The organism is Duganella sp. AC917 (assembly GCF_979258245.1).
The window spans coordinates 4,705,855-4,725,008 of record NZ_OZ409848.1 but is presented as its reverse complement, the minus strand read 5'-3'; the positions used below and the strand labels follow the sequence as shown (position 1 = coordinate 4,725,008).

The 19,154-nt window shown below is 63.5% G+C and carries 12 protein-coding genes; 8 read left to right on the top strand and 4 right to left on the bottom strand.

Annotated features, from left to right (window positions below; all coding sequences use genetic code 11):
* Positions 1–41: 41 nt before the first annotated feature.
* From ACZ0BA_RS20610 to ACZ0BA_RS20575, 8 genes are all read left to right on the top strand, one after another.
* Positions 42–1,094: an arginine N-succinyltransferase gene (locus ACZ0BA_RS20610; RefSeq protein WP_463453055.1), complete on the top strand. Its 1,053-nt coding sequence runs from the start codon at positions 42–44 to the stop codon at positions 1,092–1,094.
* A 13-nt stretch (positions 1,095–1,107) separates the two neighbouring features.
* Positions 1,108–2,166 (top strand): arginine N-succinyltransferase, encoded by a 1,059-nt coding sequence (astA, locus tag ACZ0BA_RS20605; protein WP_463453054.1) that lies wholly within the window; start codon positions 1,108–1,110, stop codon positions 2,164–2,166.
* Entirely contained in the window at positions 2,159–3,664 is a 1,506-nt protein-coding gene (gene astD / locus ACZ0BA_RS20600; RefSeq protein ID WP_463453053.1) for a succinylglutamate-semialdehyde dehydrogenase, read from the top strand. Before astA ends, astD begins: the two co-directional genes overlap by 8 nt.
* Before the next feature lie 9 nt (positions 3,665–3,673).
* Positions 3,674–5,011, top strand: coding sequence for an N-succinylarginine dihydrolase (gene astB, locus ACZ0BA_RS20595; protein ID WP_463453052.1), 1,338 nt, complete (start codon positions 3,674–3,676; stop codon positions 5,009–5,011).
* Positions 5,012–5,166: 155 nt separating this feature from the next.
* Positions 5,167–9,879 (top strand): NAD-glutamate dehydrogenase domain-containing protein, encoded by a 4,713-nt coding sequence (locus ACZ0BA_RS20590; protein ID WP_463453051.1) that lies wholly within the window; start codon positions 5,167–5,169, stop codon positions 9,877–9,879.
* A 4-nt stretch (positions 9,880–9,883) separates the two neighbouring features.
* On the top strand, positions 9,884–10,885 hold the full coding sequence (locus ACZ0BA_RS20585; protein WP_463453050.1) for a succinylglutamate desuccinylase: 1,002 nt from the start codon (positions 9,884–9,886) through the stop codon (positions 10,883–10,885).
* A gap of 110 nt (positions 10,886–10,995) precedes the next feature.
* Positions 10,996–11,535 carry an EF-hand domain-containing protein gene (locus ACZ0BA_RS20580; protein ID WP_463453049.1) on the top strand — a complete coding sequence of 180 codons (540 nt, stop codon included), beginning with the start codon at positions 10,996–10,998 and terminating at the stop codon, positions 11,533–11,535.
* 375 nt (positions 11,536–11,910) lie between these two features.
* A complete protein-coding gene (locus tag ACZ0BA_RS20575; protein ID WP_463453048.1) occupies positions 11,911–13,389 on the top strand; it encodes an APC family permease in 1,479 nt (492 codons plus the stop codon).
* Positions 13,390–13,618: 229 nt separating this feature from the next.
* Here the strand turns inward: ACZ0BA_RS20575 and ACZ0BA_RS20570 are convergent, their stop codons facing one another.
* From ACZ0BA_RS20570 to ACZ0BA_RS20555, 4 genes are all read right to left on the bottom strand, one after another.
* Entirely contained in the window at positions 13,619–13,855 is a 237-nt protein-coding gene (locus ACZ0BA_RS20570; RefSeq protein ID WP_463453047.1) for a hypothetical protein, read from the bottom strand.
* Between the two features lie 299 nt (positions 13,856–14,154).
* On the bottom strand, positions 14,155–15,072 hold the full coding sequence (locus ACZ0BA_RS20565; RefSeq protein ID WP_463453046.1) for an EamA family transporter: 918 nt from the start codon (positions 15,070–15,072) through the stop codon (positions 14,155–14,157).
* An 18-nt stretch (positions 15,073–15,090) separates the two neighbouring features.
* Positions 15,091–17,253: an FUSC family protein gene (locus tag ACZ0BA_RS20560; protein WP_463453045.1), complete on the bottom strand. Its 2,163-nt coding sequence runs from the start codon at positions 17,251–17,253 to the stop codon at positions 15,091–15,093.
* Between the two features lie 94 nt (positions 17,254–17,347).
* Positions 17,348–19,036, bottom strand: a complete 1,689-nt coding sequence (locus ACZ0BA_RS20555) for a M14 family zinc carboxypeptidase (RefSeq protein ID WP_463453044.1) — start codon at positions 19,034–19,036, stop codon at positions 17,348–17,350.
* Positions 19,037–19,154: the final 118 nt, after the last annotated feature.

Here is a 19,154-nt window from a genome sequence, read left to right as displayed (position 1 = left end):
GCTTGAGTTGACGCTTGAGTTGAATTACCGAAGGAGTTCCCATGTATGTAGTCCGTCCGGTCGAACTTGCGGATATCGCTGCCCTCGAAGCGCTGGCCGCGGTGCCCATGCCGGGAGTGCATACGCTGCCGAAGACGCGCGAGAAAATCCTCGCCATGATCGAGTGTTCGATCGCGTCGTTCGCCGCGCACGTGGATATCCCGAGCGAAGAGGCGTATCTGCTGGTGCTCGAGTCGTTGGGCGACGAGTCGCTGGCCGATAAAACGATCGTCGGCACCGCCGCGATTTTTGCCGCCGCCGGTTCCAACGGCACCTATTTCTCGTTCCGCAACGACGTGATCCAGCAGGTGTCGCGCGATCTGAACATCAGCCACAGCGTGCACGCGCTGACACTTTGCTCGGAGCTGACGGGTTATTCGCAGCTGTCCAGTTTTTACGTCGGCGAACGCGAATACGGCACGCCGGAAGCGGCCCTGCTGTCGCGCGCGCGGCTGATGTTCGCCGTGCTGGCGCCGCACCGTTTCTCCGACCGTTTCTTCGTGCCGCTGGCCGGCGTGACCGACGGCGACGGCGGCTCGCCGTTCTGGGATGCGCTGGGCCGCAAGTTCTTCCAGATGGATTTCCTCGATGCCGAACGGGTGATCGGCGGCGCCCGCAACCGCACCCTGATCGTCGAGCTGATGCCGCACTATCCGGTCTACGTGCCGCTGCTGCCCGGCGACGCGCAGGCGGCCATGGGCCAGATCCATCCGTCGGGCGAGCTGGCGTTCAACCTGCTGACGGCCGAAGGCTTCGAAGCCGACGACTATATCGACATCTTCGACGGCGGTCCGATCCTGCAGGCCCACAAGAATTCGCTGCGCACCTTCAGCGGCGCGCTGCAGCGCCGTGCCAGCATCGCGCCCGAATCGCGCGACCGTGGCCGCGAGCCGCAGTTGCGCTACGCGGTGTCGTCCGGCGCCGAGCATAACTTCCGCGCCGTGATCACCCATTGCGCCGCGCTGGAATCGCAAGTTACCGCCGCGCTGCCGGCCGATGTGCTGGAAGCGCTGCAAGTCGCCGACGGCGACACCGTCATCTGCGTCAGAATCTAAGAGTGGACAACCTATGCTAGTAGTACGCGCAATCAAAGCCGACGACCTCGACGCCCTGTACGTGATGGCCACGCAGGTCGGCAGCGGCATGACCACCCTCAAGCCGGACATGAAGATGATGGGCGACCGCCTGGCGATCGCCGTCGCCTCGTTCGCCGAAACCATCCCGCCCGAAAAGCGCGACTACATGTTCGTGATGGAGGATACCGACACGGGCCGCCTGGCCGGCGTGTGTGCGATCAAGGGCGCGGTGGGGCTGAACGAGCCGTTTTATAACTATCGCATCGGCACCCTGGTGCATTCGAGCCGCGAGCTCGATGTGTTCACCCGCATGGAAACGCTGTACCTGTCGAACGACCTGACCGGCAGCACCGAACTGTGTTCGCTGTTCCTGCATCCGGACTACCGCACCGGCAACAACGGGAAGCTGCTGTCGAAGAGCCGTTTCCTGTTCATTGCGCAGTTCCCGCATCTGTTCACCGAAAAGCTGATCGCCGAAATGCGCGGCTACCAGGAGGAGGGCGGCCGCTCGCCGTTCTACGAAGGCCTGGGGCGCCATTTCTTCAAGATGGATTTCGACCATGTCGACGATTTGACCGCCGTCGGCAAGAAGTCCTTCATCGCCGAGCTGATGCCGCGCCAGCCGCTGTACGTGGCTTATCTGCCGGAGGATGCGCAACAGGTGATCGGCAAGGTCCACACGTCGACCGCGCCGGCGCGCCGCCTGCTGGAACAGGAAGGCTTGTACTTCGAAGGCTATGTCGACATCTTCGACGCCGGACCGGTGCTGCAGGCGCGCGTGTCCGAGCTGCGCGCCATGCGTGACAGCACGCTGGCCGAAATCGGCAAGGTGTCCGACCTGGCGTCCGCCTGCGCGCCGGAGGCGCCGATGGACGAGCCGATGCTGGTGTCGAACACCACGCTAAGCGATTTCCGCATGATCCTGTCGCAGTCGGTGCCCGTCAATGGCGCGCTGGAGCTGCCCGTCGCGGAGCAGGATGCCCTGTGCTGCAAGCCTGGCGACACCGTCCGCACACTGACTCTCAATTTGAGGAAGAATCCACATGTTTAACGCAACGCCCAACGCATCGAACACCGCACTCAGTAACTTCATCAACGGCGAATGGCTGCCCGGCAGCGGCCCCGAAATATCGACCATCGATCCATCGAACGGCCAGCAGACCTGGGCCAGCAACGAATCGATGCCGCAAGACGTGGCGCAAGCTTGCGCCGCCGCGCGCGAGGCCTTCGAAGCCTGGGCGCTGACGCCGCTCGATGAGCGCATCGCCGTCTGCACCCGCTTCCGCGACCTGCTCAAGCAGGATGCCGAGGCGCTGGCGCTGCTGATCTCCGAGGAAGTCGGCAAGCCGCTGTGGGAAGCGCGCACCGAAGTGGCGACGATGGCCAACAAGATCGATATCTCGGTGCAGTCGTATGGCGCGCGCACCGGCGAGTCGCACAACAAGGTGGCCGATGGCGAGGCCGTGCTGCGTCATCGTCCGCACGGTGTGTTCGGCGTGTTCGGTCCCTATAACTTCCCGGGCCATTTGCCGAACGGCCATATCGTGCCGGCGCTGATCGCCGGGAATACTGTCGTTTTCAAGCCGAGCGAATACGCGCCGCGCACCGCCATCAAGACCGTGCAGCTGTGGGAGCAAGCGGGCGTGCCGAAAGGCGTGATCAATCTGGTCAACGGCGGCCGCGATACCGGCGTTGCGCTGGGCCAGAACCCGCTGCTCGACGGCGTGCTGTTCACCGGCAGCTGCCAGACCGGCTCCGCGCTGCACAAGCAGTTCGGCGGCCAGCCTGGCAAGATGCTGGCGCTGGAAATGGGCGGTAACAATCCGCTGGTGATCTGGGATCAGGACAACAACATGGATATCGACGCCGCCGTCTTCATGGCGATTTCGTCGGCCTTCATCTCTGCCGGCCAGCGCTGCACCTGCGCGCGCCGACTGATCCTGCCAGCCGGCGCGGCGGGCGATGCGATCGTCGCGCGTCTGGTCGATGTCGCCAGCCGCCTGACCATCGGCGCCTCCAACGCGGAACCGGCGCCGTTCATGGGCCCAGTGGTGTCGGCCGCCGTCGCCAAACGTTTGGTGCAGGCGCAGTCGGACATGGTCGCCAAAGGCGGCAAGATCCTGCTCGAGATGCGTCATCTGGATGCCGGCAGCGGATTCGTCTCGCCCGGTATCGTCGATGTCACCGACGCGCAAGGCATCCCGGACGAAGAGTGGTTCGGTCCACTGCTGCAGGTGATCCGCGTGGACGATTTCGACAGCGCCATCAATGCCGCCAACGCCACCGCGTTCGGCCTGGCGTCGGCGCTGATCTCCACCGACGAAAACCTGTGGAAGACCTTCCAGGTGCGCGCACGCGCCGGCATCGTCAACTGGAACCGTCCGACCACGGGCGCCGCCAGCACCGCGCCGTTCGGCGGCGTCGGCCAGTCGGGCAACCATCGTCCGAGCGCGTACTACGCGGCCGACTACTGCGCCTATCCGGTGGCGTCGATCGAAAACAACGTACTTGAAATGCCTGCGAAGCTATCGCCGGGCATGCACTTCTAAGGATTTGAGATGCACGCACGCGAATTCAATTTCGACGGCCTGGTAGGCCCTTCGCATAACTACGCCGGTCTGTCGTTCGGCAATGTGGCGTCGTTCAGCAACGTCAAGAGCGCGTCCAATCCCAAGTTGGCGGCCTTGCAAGGTCTGGCCAAGATGCGGGCGTTGGCCGCGCGCGGTTTCGGCCAGGCGCTGCTGCCGCCGCAGGACAGGCCCAACTTCCGGCTGCTGCGCAGCATCGGCTTCACCGGCAGCGATGCCGACGTGCTGGCGAAGGCGGCCAGGGAAGCGCCGGTGATCCTGGCGTGCGCGTATTCGGCCTCGCCGATGTGGACCGCCAACGCGGCGACGGTCAGCCCGTCCGCCGACAGCGCCGACGGCCGCACACACTTCACCGCCGCCAATTTGAACAACAAGCTGCATCGCGCCTTCGAACATGAGCAGTCGGCACGCAGCCTGCGCGCGATCTTCCACAACATCGACCACTTCGCGGTGCACGATGCGCTGCCCGGCACGCCGGCTTTCGGCGACGAGGGCGCGGCCAACCACACCCGCCTTTGCAAGGACCACGGCAGCGCGGCGGTCGAGATGTTCGTGTACGGCCGCGCCGAGTTCGACGCTTCGGCGTCGGCGCCGAAGAAGTATCCGGCGCGGCAAACGCTGGAAGCTTCGCAGGCGGTGGCGCGCCTGCACGGGTTGTCGGACGAGCGCACCGTCTATATTCAGCAGAACCCCGACGTGATCGACCAGGGCGTCTTCCACAACGACGTGATCGCGGTCGGTAACGGCAATGTGCTGTTCTATCACGACCAGGCCTTCGCCGACGAAGCGGGCAGCCTTGAGCGGCTGCGTCGCGCGATGGCCGGCGTTGGCGCGGAGTTGAATGCGATCCGCGTCGATACCGGCGCGGTGTCGGTGGCCGACGCGGTGACCAGCTATCTGTTTAACAGCCAGTTGCTGTCCAAGGATAACGGCAAGATGGCGCTGGTAATCCCGCAGGAATGCGAAGAAAATGCCGCCGTCGCCGCGTATCTGCATGGGCTGGTCGCCAGCGGCAACGCGGTCGATGAGCTGATTCATTTCGATCTGCGCCAGTCGATGCGCAACGGCGGCGGGCCTGCGTGCCTGCGCCTGCGCGTGGCGCTGACCGACGCCGAGGCGGCCGCCATGCATCAGGGTGTGGTGATGACCGAAGCGCTGTATCACACGCTGGTGGCGTGGGTGGAGAAGCACTACCGCGACCGGCTCGATCCGTCCGACCTCGCCGATCCGGCGCTGGCGATCGAAGTGCACACGGCGCTCGAAGATTTGAGCGGGATTCTGGGCCTGCCCAACCTGTACGATTTGTAATGCCCGGTTTCGCCCCCATCTGCCGTTTGGAATTGGCGCTGTTACTTGAAAACTGCTTTAATAGCGTCCGTATCGCCCGACCCTTCGCCGCGTAGCCACAAGCCGGCGCGGCGTCCTGCAACATAAAATACTCATAACGTATTGGAGAAGCAACGATGAAACAAATGCCACAAGACCTGCGCGTTCAAACGCTGGATTTAATCAACGCCAGCAAGCCTGCCAGCGAAACCAGCCAGGTACCGGCGCTGATCGGCGCCTGGCTCGGTTCACTGGACGACGAAGACCTGACCGGCACCGTGCCCGGTAGTCTGGCGCCGGTTTTGTGGGACGGTTTCACGCAAGCTTCCAAGCGCACCGGCAGCGGCGCGCAAATCGCGAGACTGCGTTATGAAGATGGCCGCGGCGGCATGGCCACCGCGCTGCTGATCCTCAACGACGACATGCCGTATCTGGTCGATTCGATCGTCATGGCCATGCGCAAGCTGCGCATCGTCGCCAACGGCGTATTGAACTCGGTGCTGCCGGTCGCCCGCAATGCCGAAGGCGTGGTGACCGCCGTCGGCCAGAGCGGCGACAAACTTGAATCCTACGTTCTGTGCCTGCTGGCCGACGACCTGTCGGACGCGGAACTGGGCATGCTGGTCGACCGCATCGAAATGGTCTCGCGCGACGCCGCCGTGGTCCGCCGCGACAAGCCAGCGATGCTGGAGCACTTCAGCCGCATCGGCGCCGAAGCGGCCGCCCACGGCGACGAAGGCAAGGAAGTCGCCGCCTTCCTGGAGTGGGCGCGTACCGAAGGCTTCGAGCCGTTCGGCTACGCCTATTACCAGGTCAAACCGGGCGTGCGCGAGCTGGAACGCGATATTCCGAGCCGCATCGGCGTGCTGCAGGACACCACGCATCCGGTCTACGGCACCTGCCTGGCCAACATCCCCGGCGACTTCGACACGCTGTCGAAACGCGCGCACACGCTGTCGATCGTCAAGGCCGACGTCGAAGGCACGCTGCACCGCGACCAGGCGCTGGACTTCATCGGCATCCGCCACACCGACGCGAAAGGCGCGATCCTCGGCGAATACTGCTTCGTCGGCCTGTTCACACGCGCCGCCACGGCCACGCCGGTGAACCGCCTGCCGTTCGCGCGCGGCCGCATCGCCAAGGTGCTGAGCATCGCCGGCGTGCGCCAGGAGGGCTTCCGCGCCGAGAAATTCATCGAGATCCTCGAATCGCTGCCGCGCACCGAAGCGCTGGAAGCCGAGCCGGAATGGCTGGCCGAAGTCTGCGGCGCCGTGGTCTCGCTGTACAAGCAACCACGCACCAAGGTGTTCGCCCGCCGCGACGTCTATGCGCGCCACCTGAATGTGCTGGTATACCTGCCGCGCGAGCGTTACAGTGCAAGCGTCGCCTCCGCGCTGGCGAAGGCGCTGCAAGCCAGCTCCGGCGCACACCACGTCAGCTCGCAGACCCTGGTGGCCGACGGCCCGCTTGCCCGCGTCTACCTGATCGCCCACGGCGCGCGCTATCCGCTGGATCTGGAAACCGACATCCAGCAGCCGCTGACGGCGGTGCTGGACGGCTGGCATGACGACTTCTCCAGGCTGGCCGACGCCGTCTCGAACGTGCCGATGCGCGCCCACCTGCGCAAGATGTGCGCGACCCTGCCGACCGATTACGTCGCCTCGACTCCGCCGGTCGCCGCTTTCTACGACCTGCAAACCATTTTGCAGAACACCGATCCGTCGCGCGTCGACGTGCGCGTGGACGCATCGGCCGACGCCACCACCATCCGCCTGTATTCGGTGGATCGCGTACCGTCGCTGTCGACCATTCTGCCGGCGCTGCATAACGCCGGCGTCGCCATCGACCGCGAACAGGCGCACTCGATCCGCATGGACGGCAAGCGACATTTCGTTACCAGCCTGTCGGTCGACGAAGCCAGCGCCGCCAGCCTGGCCAAGCCGGAAGTGATTCCGGTCGCGCAGGAGCTGTTCGCGTCCCTGTTCAACAACGAAGCCGAAGACGGCCGCCTGAATGGCCTGGTCATCGAAGGCGGTTTGAGCCTGCGCCAGGTACAACTGGTGCGCGCCTACATGAGCTACTGGCGCCAGACCGGCACCCAGTTCTCGGTGCGCTACATCGCCGAGACGCTGCGCAAGCAGCCGGCCATCGTCAAGCAGCTGGTGGATGCGTTCCTGCAGCGCTTCAATCCGGCGCTGGACGAAGGCACCCGCAACGCCGCGCTGGAGTCGCTGGCCGCGATCAAGGGCCGCCTGCCGTCGATCAACCACGCCGACAGCGAAGAAGTGCTGGGCGCCCTGACCGATCTGATGACCGCGACCCTGCGTACCAACTACTTCCAGAACAATCAGAAGGGCGACAAGATCATCTTCAAGTTCGACACCAGCAATCTGGCGCTGGTGCCGGAACCGCGTCCGTTCCGCGAGATCTTCGTGTTCTCGCGCCGCTTCGAAGGCGTGCACCTGCGCGGCGGCCCGGTCGCCCGTGGTGGCTTGCGCTGGTCGGACCGCATGGAAGACTACCGCACCGAAGTCCTCGGCCTGGTGAAGGCGCAGATGGTGAAGAACGCCGTCATCGTGCCGGCTGGCGCCAAGGGCGGCTTCGTCTGCAAGCAGATGCCGAAGGACGCCGTGCGTGAAACCATCGCGGCCGAAGGCGAAGCGGTCTACCGACTGTTCATCGCCAGCCTGCTGGAAATGACCGACAACCGCGTGCTGGGCAAGATCGTCCCGCCGGCGGACACCGTCTGCTACGACAGCGCCGACCCGTACCTGGTGGTGGCGGCCGATAAAGGCACCGCGACCTTCTCCGACATCGCCAACGGCATCGCCGTGCAGCGTGGCTTCTGGCTGGGCGACGCCTTCGCGTCGGGCGGCTCGAACGGTTACGATCACAAAAAGATGGGCATCACCGCCAAGGGCGCGTTCGAAGCGGTCAAGCGCCACTTCTACGAAATGGACCACGATATCCACGCCACCCCGGTGACGATGGTCGGCGTGGGCGACATGTCGGGCGACGTGTTCGGCAACGGCGCCCTGCTGTCGCGCAAACTGCAGATCATCGCGGCGTTCGACCACCGCCACATCTTCCTCGACCCGACGCCGGATATGGAAAAATCCTTTGTCGAGCGTGAGCGCATGTTCGCGCTGCCGCGCTCCTCGTGGGACGACTACAACAAGGAATTGATCTCGGCCGGCGGCGGTGTTTATCCACGCACCTCGCGCACCATCGAGCTGTCGCCGCAGATCCGCGCCGCGCTGGACATCGAGGAAACCTCGCTGCCGCCGGAGGAACTGATGCATCGCATCCTGAAGGCGCCGGTGGATCTGTTCTACAACGGCGGTATCGGCACCTACATCAAGGCGTCGACCGAATCGCACGCGCAGGTCAAGGACCGCGCCAACGACAACATCCGCGTCGACGGCAACCAGCTGCGCTGCAAGGTCGTCGCCGAGGGCGGCAACCTGGGCGCCACGCAAGCGGGCCGTATCGAGTTCGCACTGGCCGGCGGCCGCATCTTCACCGATGCGATCGACAACTCGGCCGGCGTGGACTGCTCCGACCACGAAGTGAACGCGAAAATGTGGCTGGACGTGGAAATGAACGCCGGCCTGCTGACCGAGGCTGACCGCAACCGCACCCTGAACGAGATGACCGCCGACATCGAGCGCCTGGTCCTGCGCGACAACACGCTGCAAACGCAGTTGCTGGTGCGCGAGGCGCAGGCGCAGACCGACGCCGCCGTGCAAGACGGTTACGCGTCGCTGATCGCCTTCCTCGAAGAAGAGGGCGCGTTGTCGCGCGATCTGGAGCAGCTGCCGACGGTGGCCGAACTGGCGCGCCGCAAGTCCGACGGCCGTGGCCTGACCACGCCGGAACTGGCGGTCGTCATCGCCAACGTCAAGAACCGTTACAAGCGCATCCTGTCGGCGCTGCCGCTGACGGAAAACAGCTGGGCCGAATCGGTGCTCAAGCCGTACTTCCCGGACCTGCTGGTGGCGACGCGTCCGGCGCTGGCGCACCCGCTGGCCAACGCCATCCTGGCGACCGTGCTGGCCAACGAATCGGTCAACCGTTGCGGCCCGCTGATGCTGCGCCAGTTGGCCGGTGAACACGGTGTCGACGAAGCCGACGTGATACTGGCGTGGGGCCAGGCATGGTCCGCGCTGAATCTGGCGCCGGTCTTCTCGACGCTGGACGCCGACGCGCTGAAAGTGCCGCGCGCCGTGTCGATCAAGGTCGATGGCCGCACCCGCGTGCTGCAGAAAGCTGTTATCGAAGGCGCGCTGACCGTGCCGGCGGACCAGTTGAAGGATGGCGTGGCCGAGTTGACCCGCCTGTTCGCCAAGCCGGAGACGCTGGCCCATCTGAACTCCGACGACGGCCAGTCCGACGCCGAGCTGACCGTCGGCCTGCGTCCGGAATTCGTCGCCGCCTGGAAGGCTGTCGACGCGATCGAATCGGTGGCGGCGTTCGTGTTCGCGGCGCTGTCGGTCACGCGTCCGCTGGGCATGGATTTGCCGGCCTTCCTGCAGGTTGGCCTGGCGCTGCGGGCGCAAGTCGGCATCGATACCCTGGAACGCGGCCTGAAGCTGCCCGCCACCAGCCGTTCGCAGGAACAGCTGCGCAGCTATGCGCAAAACGCGCTGCGCCGCACGCAGCAACGCCTGCTGTCGCAAGTGCTGCTGCACGCCACCGGCGGCCATACGGGGCTGGAGGCGGTCGAACTGGTCGCCAATACCTTGGGCCTGACCGGCTACGCGGCGGCCGCCGATCTGGAACAGGCGATGCTGGACGTGTGGGCGCTGTCCGAAGCGACTACCGCCACCAACACCACCGTGGCGGGGTAAGCGGATGAGCGGGCGTATCGACACTTTGCCGACAGCTTTACCGGAGGCGGTGCGTGCGCTCGCTGAAGCCGATTTCAGCGCCGTCGCGCAGCGCTTCTCGGCGGCCGGTTATGCGGTAACGCAGCCGGCCGACGGCATCCTGACCATCAAGGGAACGGGCGACCGTCCCGCGATGCTGATCTCCGTCGGCGTGCATGGCGACGAGACGGGGCCGATCGAAATGGTCGCCTACCTGCTCGACGCCTTGTCGCGGCAACCGCAGGCGCTGGCGGTCAATCTGATGCTATGTGTCGGTAACATCGGCGCCATCCGCGCCGGCAAGCGCTTCATCGATGCAGACCTGAACCGCATGTTCCGCGCCGAACGCGGCACCCTGGCCGGCACCGCCGAAGCCGGGCGGGCCGACGTGATGATCGCCGCCACGACGGCCTTCTTCAGCGACGCCGGGCCGGTGCGCTGGCATCTGGATTTGCACACGGCCATCCGGCCGTCGGTGTATCCGACCTTCGCCATCGTCCCCGAGATCATCGCCGAGCATACGCGGCGCGCGTTGATCGAGTGGCTGGGGCTTGCCGGCATCGGCGCGGTGATCATGAATCCGGCCTCGGTCGGCACGTACAGTTACTACTCGGCGGAGCATCATGGCGCCGCCGGCACCACGGTGGAGCTGGGGCGTATCGGCACCCTGGGCCAGAACGACCTGGCGCAGTTTGCCGACGCCTCGCTGGCGCTGGACGATCTGCTGCGGGGCGCGCCCAAGCGAGAGGCCAAACAGGCGCCGCATGTCTTCAACACCGCGCGCCAGATCATCAAGTTGAGCGACCAGTTCCAAATGGCGTTCGGGAAGGACACCCACAACTTCACGGCGCTCAAGCAAGGCGAGGAGATCGCCCGCGATGGCGACACCGTCTACACCGTCCAGTACCCGGAGGAATTGGTGGTGTTCCCCAATCCGGACGTCCGCGTCGGCCTGCGGGCGGGCCTGATGGTGGTGCGGGTCGACTGAGCATCGCGTCTTAACGCCGCTTTACCTCCCTTTACATTCCGCGCACTCATAGTTAGACGATTTGGTTCGTTAACAGGTATAGCATTGTCCTTAACTATGGAGTGAGCACTATGACGACAGCAATCAGCGGTGTATCGGGCGGCGCGGGCGCCATTTCGTTCGACCCTGCCAAGGGCGCGGCGCGTCTTGCCAACAAGGTGTTTGGCGAGATGGATGCCGACAAGGATGGCAAGGTGAAAAAGGAGGAATTCGTTTCCGGCCTGGAGTCGAAGGGCGTGTCGGCCGACGATGCGGCCAAGCAGTTCGACGCGATCGACAAGCAGAAGACCGGTTCGATCACGAAAACGGATCTGGAGACGGCCATTAAAAGCGGCGACTTTGCGCCACCCAAGCCGGCCGAGGGCGGCCCGTCCGCCGCGCAGGGCGGCGGCAAACCACAAGGCGCCGGCGGTGGTGGCGGTGCTGGTGGGGCTGGTGGGGCTGGTGGGGCCAGCGCCGCCAGCAGCGCGACCAAGACTTACGAAGCGGCGGATACCAATGAAGACGGTACCGTGTCGCAGCAGGAGCAGCTGGTCTACAGCATCTCGCATCCGTCCGAAAGCGCGTCGGACCCCGGCAAAATCGGCGGCAACATCAATGAGGTCGCCTGATCGCGTGATCCGGTGCGGTCTTTAATTACGGGCGATGATCACCGCCAGAATGGTGGCGGCGACGCTCAACACGGCGACCGCCGCACCGATGGCTGGATGAAAACGGCGCGAGACGGTAGGGATTTTTTGAACCGGCATGGATGCTCCTTTCTTGTCAGACTGTAATGTTGACTCAAGATTAGCGTGCGTGCCGTTTCCAATCTATACGGCGTCCTGTATCAAAAGTAAGCAACTGTAACCAAGCCTTGGTGGCAAGTGCGAATAAAGTTGTATTTGTGGCACAAATTACTTTGTGGCGACGCGGCTGGAAAGCCCTATAATCGCTTAGTTTTTTTGCGCCCATTTTCGCCCACACATCTCCCACAAGGATAGCCTGTGAACCAATCGCTGGTCCAGAAATTGACCCGTACCAAGCCGGTCGATACTACAGTTGCACACTCACCAGCTGAGCAATCCCCCACCAGCAACGGCCTGCACCGCTCGATCGGCCTGTTCCCGCTGACGATGATCGGCGTCGGCGCCACCATCGGCACCGGTATCTTCTTTACGATGGTCGAAGCCGTGCCCAAGGCCGGCCCGTCCGTGATCCTGTCGTTCCTGATCGCCGCCATCACCGCCGGCCTGACCGCGCTGTGCTACGCCGAATTGTCGTTCCGGATTCCGGCGTCGGGTTCGTCGTATTCGTTCGCCTACGCGACCGTTGGCGAATTCGCCGCCTTCATCATGGCCGCCTGCCTGCTGCTCGAATACGGACTGGCGGCCAGCGCCACCGCCATCGGCTGGTCGGATTATCTGAACAACTTCCTCAACAACGCGTTCGGCTGGCACATCCCGGAGATGCTGCGCTCGCCGATGATCGTGTCGACCGCGCACGGAATTGAATTGCGCGGCGGCCATATCAACCTGCCGCCGATCATGCTGGTGGTGCTGTGCGGCCTGTTGCTGATACGCGGCACCAAGGAATCGGCCACGACCAACGCCATCATGGTGATGATCAAGCTGGCGATTCTGATCTTTTTCATCGTCATCGCGTTTTCGGGTTTTGACATCAACAACTTCCATCCGTTCTTCAGCCCCGACAATGGCGCGCACATTACCGGCATGGCCGGGGTGACGGCGGCGGCGGCCACCGTGTTCTTCTCGTTCATCGGTCTCGACACGGTCGCCACGGCCGGCGAAGAGGTGCGCAATCCCAAGCGCAACGTGCCAATCGGCATATTGTCGGCGCTGGCGATCGTGACGGTGTTCTATATGCTGGTCGCGGTGGCGGCGATGGGCGCCCAGCCCGCGTGGAAATTCGCCGGCCAGGAAGCTGGTCTCGCGGTGATCCTGCAAAACGTCACCGGCAAGACCTGGCCGGCGCTGGTGCTGGCGGCCGGCGCGGTGATTTCCGTGTTCAGCGTAACCCTGGTGACGATTTACGGCCAGACGCGCATCCTGTACGCGATTTCCAAGGACGGCCTGATCTCGAAGTCATTCCAGAAAGTGAACGCGAAGACGGCGTCGCCGGTGCAGAACACCCTGATCGTTTGTATCGTCGTTGGTCTGGTGGCCGGCTTTGTGGATGCGACCTTCCTGTGGGACATGGTCAGCATGGGCACGCTGACGGCCTTCATCGTGGTGTCGCTGGCGGTGCCGGTGATGCGCAAGAAGGAAAACGGCAAGGGTGTGAAGGGCTTCCGCGTGCCGTTCGGTCCGTACGTGGTGCCGGGCCTGAGTATCAGCGCCTGCCTGTATCTGATGTTCGGTCTGTCGCTGACGACTTACACGATCTTCAGCATCTGGATGTCGGCGGCGGTTGTAACGTACTTCCTGTACGGGATGCGCAATTCGAAGTTGAATCTGCTGAAGTAAGCTTATCTAAATCATTCGCCTCAAAATAAAAAGCCCCGGCACCGCGTTAGCGGCCGGGGCTTTCTGCTGTGGCGCGCACGGCTTATTCTGCGTCTTTGGTTGGCTTCGAGCCCAGGTACAGGCGCAGTACGAGACCGGACAGGGCGATAGCGGCAGGCAGGTTTTCGATGATGGTCAGCATGGTGATTCTCCGGTAATCCAGTAAATAAGTGAGTTGAGTGAACCGCGATTAACCGAAACGGGCTGCGATGTAACGCAGTTCGGCGGCCAGGTTAGGGGAGTGGGCTTCCACGTCCTTGGCGGTGCTGCTCAGCCACCAGATGGTTTCATCGGCGCGTTCTGCGGTCGCTTCTGCAACAGCGGCTGGCTTCCGTGCAAACAGCGCAGCGAACAGTTGACGTACGGCGTTGGCGACATTGCCTGCGTAGTTGGCGTTGGTGTGAGTGTTGAAAGTAGTCGAGTTCATGAGAAGCTCCTGTTAAATGTTCGTTTGATGCAGTGCAGTATGCGCCGTTTTCAGAAATAAAAAAAATTTTGATTTGTGATACGTGCCATACGCTAACAATATAACTCGATGTTTTCCCTATGAAACATCGGTTCTGAACAGCAACAAAATAGTTGTGGATTTTTTGACCGAACTGCTGCGTCCGGTCATTCGTGATGTCCGGACGGCAATATTGGCCGCGAGCGGGCCAATTAGGACGTGAAGCTATTCGGTACGGTGATAACCGCTATCGATTATGTTCAAAAAATTAATGACTTGAGTTAGCTCCGGCGGTCCAGCCATCTGCCGCCGAACATCGTGCACACCAGCGACAGCACAATTAGCGCAATGCCGGCCCATTGCCAGCCGGTGACGATGTCGCCCAGCAGCAGCATGCCGGCGCTGATGCCGACCACCGGCACGCCCAGGCTGAACGGCGCCACGCGGTTGACCGGGTGGCGCTTGAGGAGCCGGGTCCACATCGCGTAGCCGAGGATGGTGGCCATCCAGCCCAGGTAGGCGATCGCGGCCCACGTGGTCCACGGCGCGGCGGTCCAGTGCCAGCGTGTGGCGGGATCGTCGAACGCCAGCGACAGGCCGATGAACGGCAGGATCGGCACCAGACTGCACCAGACCATGAAACTGACCACGTCGAATTCCGGCGTGGCCTGCTGGGCGCGGCGCACGACTATATTAGAGGCGGCCCACATCGCCGCCGCCATCAACGTCAGCACGAAGCCGCCGGCGGTGGTGCCGCCGGCGTGGCCCGGCTCCACGTAGTTCATGCCGAAGCAGACCAGCCCTATCGCCGCCAGCAGCAGGCCGCCTTTCAGTGCGCGGCTGGCGCGCTCGCGCAGCAGCACGAAGCCGAACAGGGCGGTGAAGAAGACCTGCGTTTGCAGGATGACCGACGCCAGCGAGGCCGACATGCCGACTTTGAGCGACAGGAATAGCAGTCCGAACTGGCCGACGCCCTGGCACAGGCCGTAGGCGACGATCCATTTGACGGGGAGTTTGGGCGGACGCACGACGAGGATCAGCGGCACCACCGCGAACACGTAGCGGGCGGCGCCCAGCTGGAACGGCGTCAGGTCCTTGAGGCCGATCTTCATCGCGACGAAGTTGGTGCCCCAGATGAGCACCACGGCCAGGGCCGAAACCAGATCGCGGGTGCTGAAAGGGGCGGACGATGAACTCATCGCACCATGGTAGCAGCGTTAGGCCACGTTGCGGACGATGGCTTCACTGTGGACGATGATTTTTGCCGCATCGGCCTGCAACAGGCGGATGCGGCGCTGCACCAAAGGCCAGCCCGACCACGGCACCACGGCGGTTTCGGTCGCCGCAACTGCCGTCTTCGCGGATGCTGGAGCTGGTACCGACGTTTTGTGCGCGTGCGGCTCGAGCGCCCGGGACAGAATGCCGACCACATGTTCGTGGCTCTCGTCCAGCATGGCGTTGACCGGCTCTTTTGGCAGTTCCGTCACGTGGCGGCGCAGGATCGAGCGCAACGCCGCGACGTGCGCCACCAGCAGGTAGTTCTGCACAATGAACAAGTTGATGTCCTCCACCGCGCGCTGCTTGCTCGAGGGTTCGTCAAGCATGCGCACCAGCGCGGAGCTGAGCGAGGCCAGGCTGTCCATCAGACGTTTGCGCTCGATGCGGTAGGCGAAATCGTCCTTGCCTTTGCCTTGCAGCAGATCGAAGCTGGCCTGCATGTAGCGCAGGTTCACGTCCAGCACCTCGCGGATCAGGCGCGGGAGGGTTTGGTATTCCCAGTTCGCCAGCACGAAGCTGAAGGCTGTCGCCACCGCCGCGCCGATGAAGGTGTCGATCAGGCGCTCCATGATCAGGTCATTGTTCCCCGGCGCGATCAGGTGCATCTGCAGCAGGATCATGATGCTGACCGCGATGGCGGCGTAGCGGTAGCGCAGGTAGATGAAAGTGGGCGTGGCCACCGTCGCCAGCACCAGGATGCCGAGGATGAACGCGGGGTGGTTCAGGTAGCGGATGATCAGCGCGGTGATCACGCAGCCGATCACGGTGCCGATGATACGGTCGCTGCGGCGCTGCTTGGTCATGCTGAAGCTGGGTTTGAGGATGATCACGATGGTCAGCACGATCCAGTAGCTGTGCGCCGCGTACGGCAGCCACGCCGCCACCGCCAGGCCGACCGAGATCGCCATCGCCACCCGCAGGGAGAAGCGAAAGATCGGCGAATCCATGCGCAGGTGCGACAGGATCATGCGCAGCTCGTACTTTTGCTGCGACAGGAAGGGACCCATGTCGGCGTCGACCCAGAACGGCGTGGTGTCGTACACCTTCTGGCTGGCCTGATGCAGTTCGCCGATCATCTTGATGATGGCGCGGATCTTGTTGCGCTGCGCGCGCAACACCGCCAGCGCCTCCTGCTGCGGCTTGCCCTCGTCGATGCGGCGCTGGATCGCGGCCAGTTCCGCCTCGACGGCGTCCAGCTCCGGCGTGTAGCTGATCTCCGCGTAAGAGGCCTTCTTGCGGGTGACGTCGTAGGCCACCGATTCGATATCGCGCGCGGCCTTGTAGGCCAGGTCGTGTAGCGTCTTGAGCACCGGCGAATCGGCCAGGTGCATGCGCAGCTGCGCGTAGTCGGTGTGGGTCGACAGGATCAGCTCATACAGGTCCAGCATGCAGACGTGGACCTGCACCACGATCGCATCCTTGCTGTTCTGGTGGGCGCGCAGGATCAGATCGCGCGAGGCCTGCTGGCGGTCGGCCAGCACGCTTTGATGGCGCACCAGTTTATTGAACTGCTCATTGAGGTTGTAGCGGGTGTCGTAGAAGTCGGCCTTGATGTCGATGTAGGCGGCCAGTTCGAACAGAGCCTCCGCCAGCACCTGCTGCTTGATGCGGTGGCGCAGTATCCACGAGATGCCCATCGCGTACGCGAGATAAGCCACAGCGCCCAGGGTGAACAGGCCGGTGTGGATGAACGACTGCTTGACCGTCATCGAGTGTTCCATCGACATGGTCATGATGAACAGCGTGGCCAGTTGCAGCGGCATCGACTTTTTGCCGTAGACGACCATCATGCAGGCGAGGAAGCTGATGAGCACCAGCATCGTCAGCAGCAGCCAATGCAGCGGCGCGCATAGGCTGATCAGCAAGGTGACGGCGCTGCATAGCAGCACCGAGGCGCTCATCTCGTTGAATTTGTGGCGCAGGGGGCTGGGCATGTCCATCAGCGCGGTGCACAGCGCGCCGATGCAGACCGTCATGGCGGTGGCCATGTCGGAGAACTGCAAGGTGATCACGGTGACGCCCACCAGGCCCGCAGCAAAGCGCAGCCCAAGATAAAAATAGTGGCTGTAGAAGAAAGTGCGCAGATTGAGTGCGTAGTGCATGGCTGTGACCTTGTGGGCAGCGGGTGCTAATGTGTGCGTGGCGGGATCGCCGCCGCGCACACGGGGAACGCAAAACTACGGTGTCGGGCTGTCGTTAGAAGACCGACAGTACCGGGTAGCGGCGCCATTCGGGTTCGGCGTGGCGCTTGCCGTTTTCGAAGATGAAGCCCAATACCTTTTCCTGGTCCGACAGCAGCGCCGGATTGGCGGCCTTCCAGGCTTCGAACTTGGCCTTCAATTCCGGCTCCGCCTCGAGCATCTCCAGCGCCAGGTCTTCGAACACGTAGTCGGAGAAGGCTTCCTTCTTTTCCAGCACGCTGTTGAAGAAACCCCAGCGGAAGAACGAATCGTGGCCTTGCGGTTCCAGCGTCTCGACGGCGTAGCGGGCGTTGGCCTGCTTGAGCGGGATGAACCAGTCGCCCGGCTGCACGGTGAAGCTGCCGGTGCGCGCTTCCAGTTCCACGGCGTCGTGGTACATATGGCCTTCATACGCGTGCGGGCGCGAGGTCACGGAGGCGATGTGATAGTACTGCGCTTCGATGGTCGACGCTTCGTCGAAAGCGGCCATCTCGACGCCGTTCCACTGCAGGCGCTCGATGGCTTCGCGCCAGGCTTGCGGCACGATGTAGCCCTTCGGTGAGCGCACGGTGGCAGACGGCACGAAGCTGTTGTAGTAGGCGATGTCCTTTTCCCAGGGCTGGCTGCGATCGTAGGACAGGCGCTGGTAGTTCCCCAGCAGGCTGGCGCTGCGCTTGGCGGCGTAACCCTTGAAGCGGAAGGTCGACGGATTGGCCTCGTCCATTTTCCAGCTGACGGTCCATTCGCTGGCGTTGGCCGCCTGCTCTTTGGCGTCGGCGCGCAGCGCGCGGATTTGCGCGCCGTGGGCAACGGTGAAGGCCATTGTCACATCCAGCAGCGCGCGCATCGATTCGTAGCGGTCCTTGAACGGCTTGAGCATGTGCGTCTCCGGCATGAAGCCGATGACGTGGTGCAGGGCCGCGAAACCGGTCGAGAAGCGCGGCACTTCCAGAAATTCGGCGATGCCGTCGTCCGGGCTGTCCTTGACCGGGTTGACGTAGGGGCAGGTCGGCCAGCCCTTCGCTTCCATCTGCTGATAAATATGCGGCAGCATGGTCTCGCGCAGGAAGGGGCCAAGGCCATAGCCCAGCTTGTCCGCCTGGGTGTGGATAAGGGTCATCGTGTACGGGTAGTCGGCGCCGTTCGACGTGTGCGTGTCGACCATCACGTCCGGGTCCCAGCTGGTTACCAGCTGGTTGAACAGGCGGGCGTTGAGCGTGTCGCACTTGATGAAGTCGCGGTTCAGGTCCAGGTGGCGGCTGTTGCCGCGGAAGCCGAATTGCTCGGGGCCGTCCTGGTTGACGCGCGAGGTGTTGGAGCGGTTGAGCGCGCCATCGACGTTGTAGAGCGGCACGAACAGCAGCACGGTGTCGCCCAGCGCGGCCAGGCGGGCCGGCTCGAAGCACAGGTCGCGCACGATGGCCATGCAAGCGTCCACGCCCTCGGGTTCGCCCGGGTGGATGCCGTTGTTGTTGAAGAAGACGGTGCGGCCCTCGGCCTTGATTTGCGAGCGGTCGAACACGCCGTCCGGGCTGACGATGCCGGCGTGCACCGGGATGCCGCCATCGGACACGCCGATCTGTTCAAAACGCAGCACCTGCGGGAAGCGCTGGGCCAGCTCCTCGTAGAACGCGATACATTCGGTCCACAGCGTGGTTTGATTTTGATTGCCTTTTTCATAAGGCGTCGGCATATCTGGGTGCATGGCAGTCTGGATCTCAGAGAAACTATGTGAAATGGCGCGCCACGCCTTGTGAGCGTCAGGCGTGCTGTCGAGGGCGCGATTGTATCATTCGTGCCCGCTTTTTGAGCGGAGGCAAGCT

Coding starts and splice junctions, on each gene's coding strand:
- ACZ0BA_RS20610 (WP_463453055.1), top strand. CDS start 42: ATGTATGTAGTCCGTCCGGTCGAACTTGCGGATATCGCTGCCCTCGAA.
- astA (WP_463453054.1), top strand. CDS start 1,108: ATGCTAGTAGTACGCGCAATCAAAGCCGACGACCTCGACGCCCTGTAC.
- astD (WP_463453053.1), top strand. CDS start 2,159: ATGTTTAACGCAACGCCCAACGCATCGAACACCGCACTCAGTAACTTC.
- astB (WP_463453052.1), top strand. CDS start 3,674: ATGCACGCACGCGAATTCAATTTCGACGGCCTGGTAGGCCCTTCGCAT.
- ACZ0BA_RS20590 (WP_463453051.1), top strand. CDS start 5,167: ATGAAACAAATGCCACAAGACCTGCGCGTTCAAACGCTGGATTTAATC.
- ACZ0BA_RS20585 (WP_463453050.1), top strand. CDS start 9,884: ATGAGCGGGCGTATCGACACTTTGCCGACAGCTTTACCGGAGGCGGTG.
- ACZ0BA_RS20580 (WP_463453049.1), top strand. CDS start 10,996: ATGACGACAGCAATCAGCGGTGTATCGGGCGGCGCGGGCGCCATTTCG.
- ACZ0BA_RS20570 (WP_463453047.1), bottom strand. CDS start 13,855: ATGAACTCGACTACTTTCAACACTCACACCAACGCCAACTACGCAGGC.
- ACZ0BA_RS20565 (WP_463453046.1), bottom strand. CDS start 15,072: ATGAGTTCATCGTCCGCCCCTTTCAGCACCCGCGATCTGGTTTCGGCC.
- ACZ0BA_RS20560 (WP_463453045.1), bottom strand. CDS start 17,253: ATGCACTACGCACTCAATCTGCGCACTTTCTTCTACAGCCACTATTTT.
- ACZ0BA_RS20555 (WP_463453044.1), bottom strand. CDS start 19,036: ATGCACCCAGATATGCCGACGCCTTATGAAAAAGGCAATCAAAATCAA.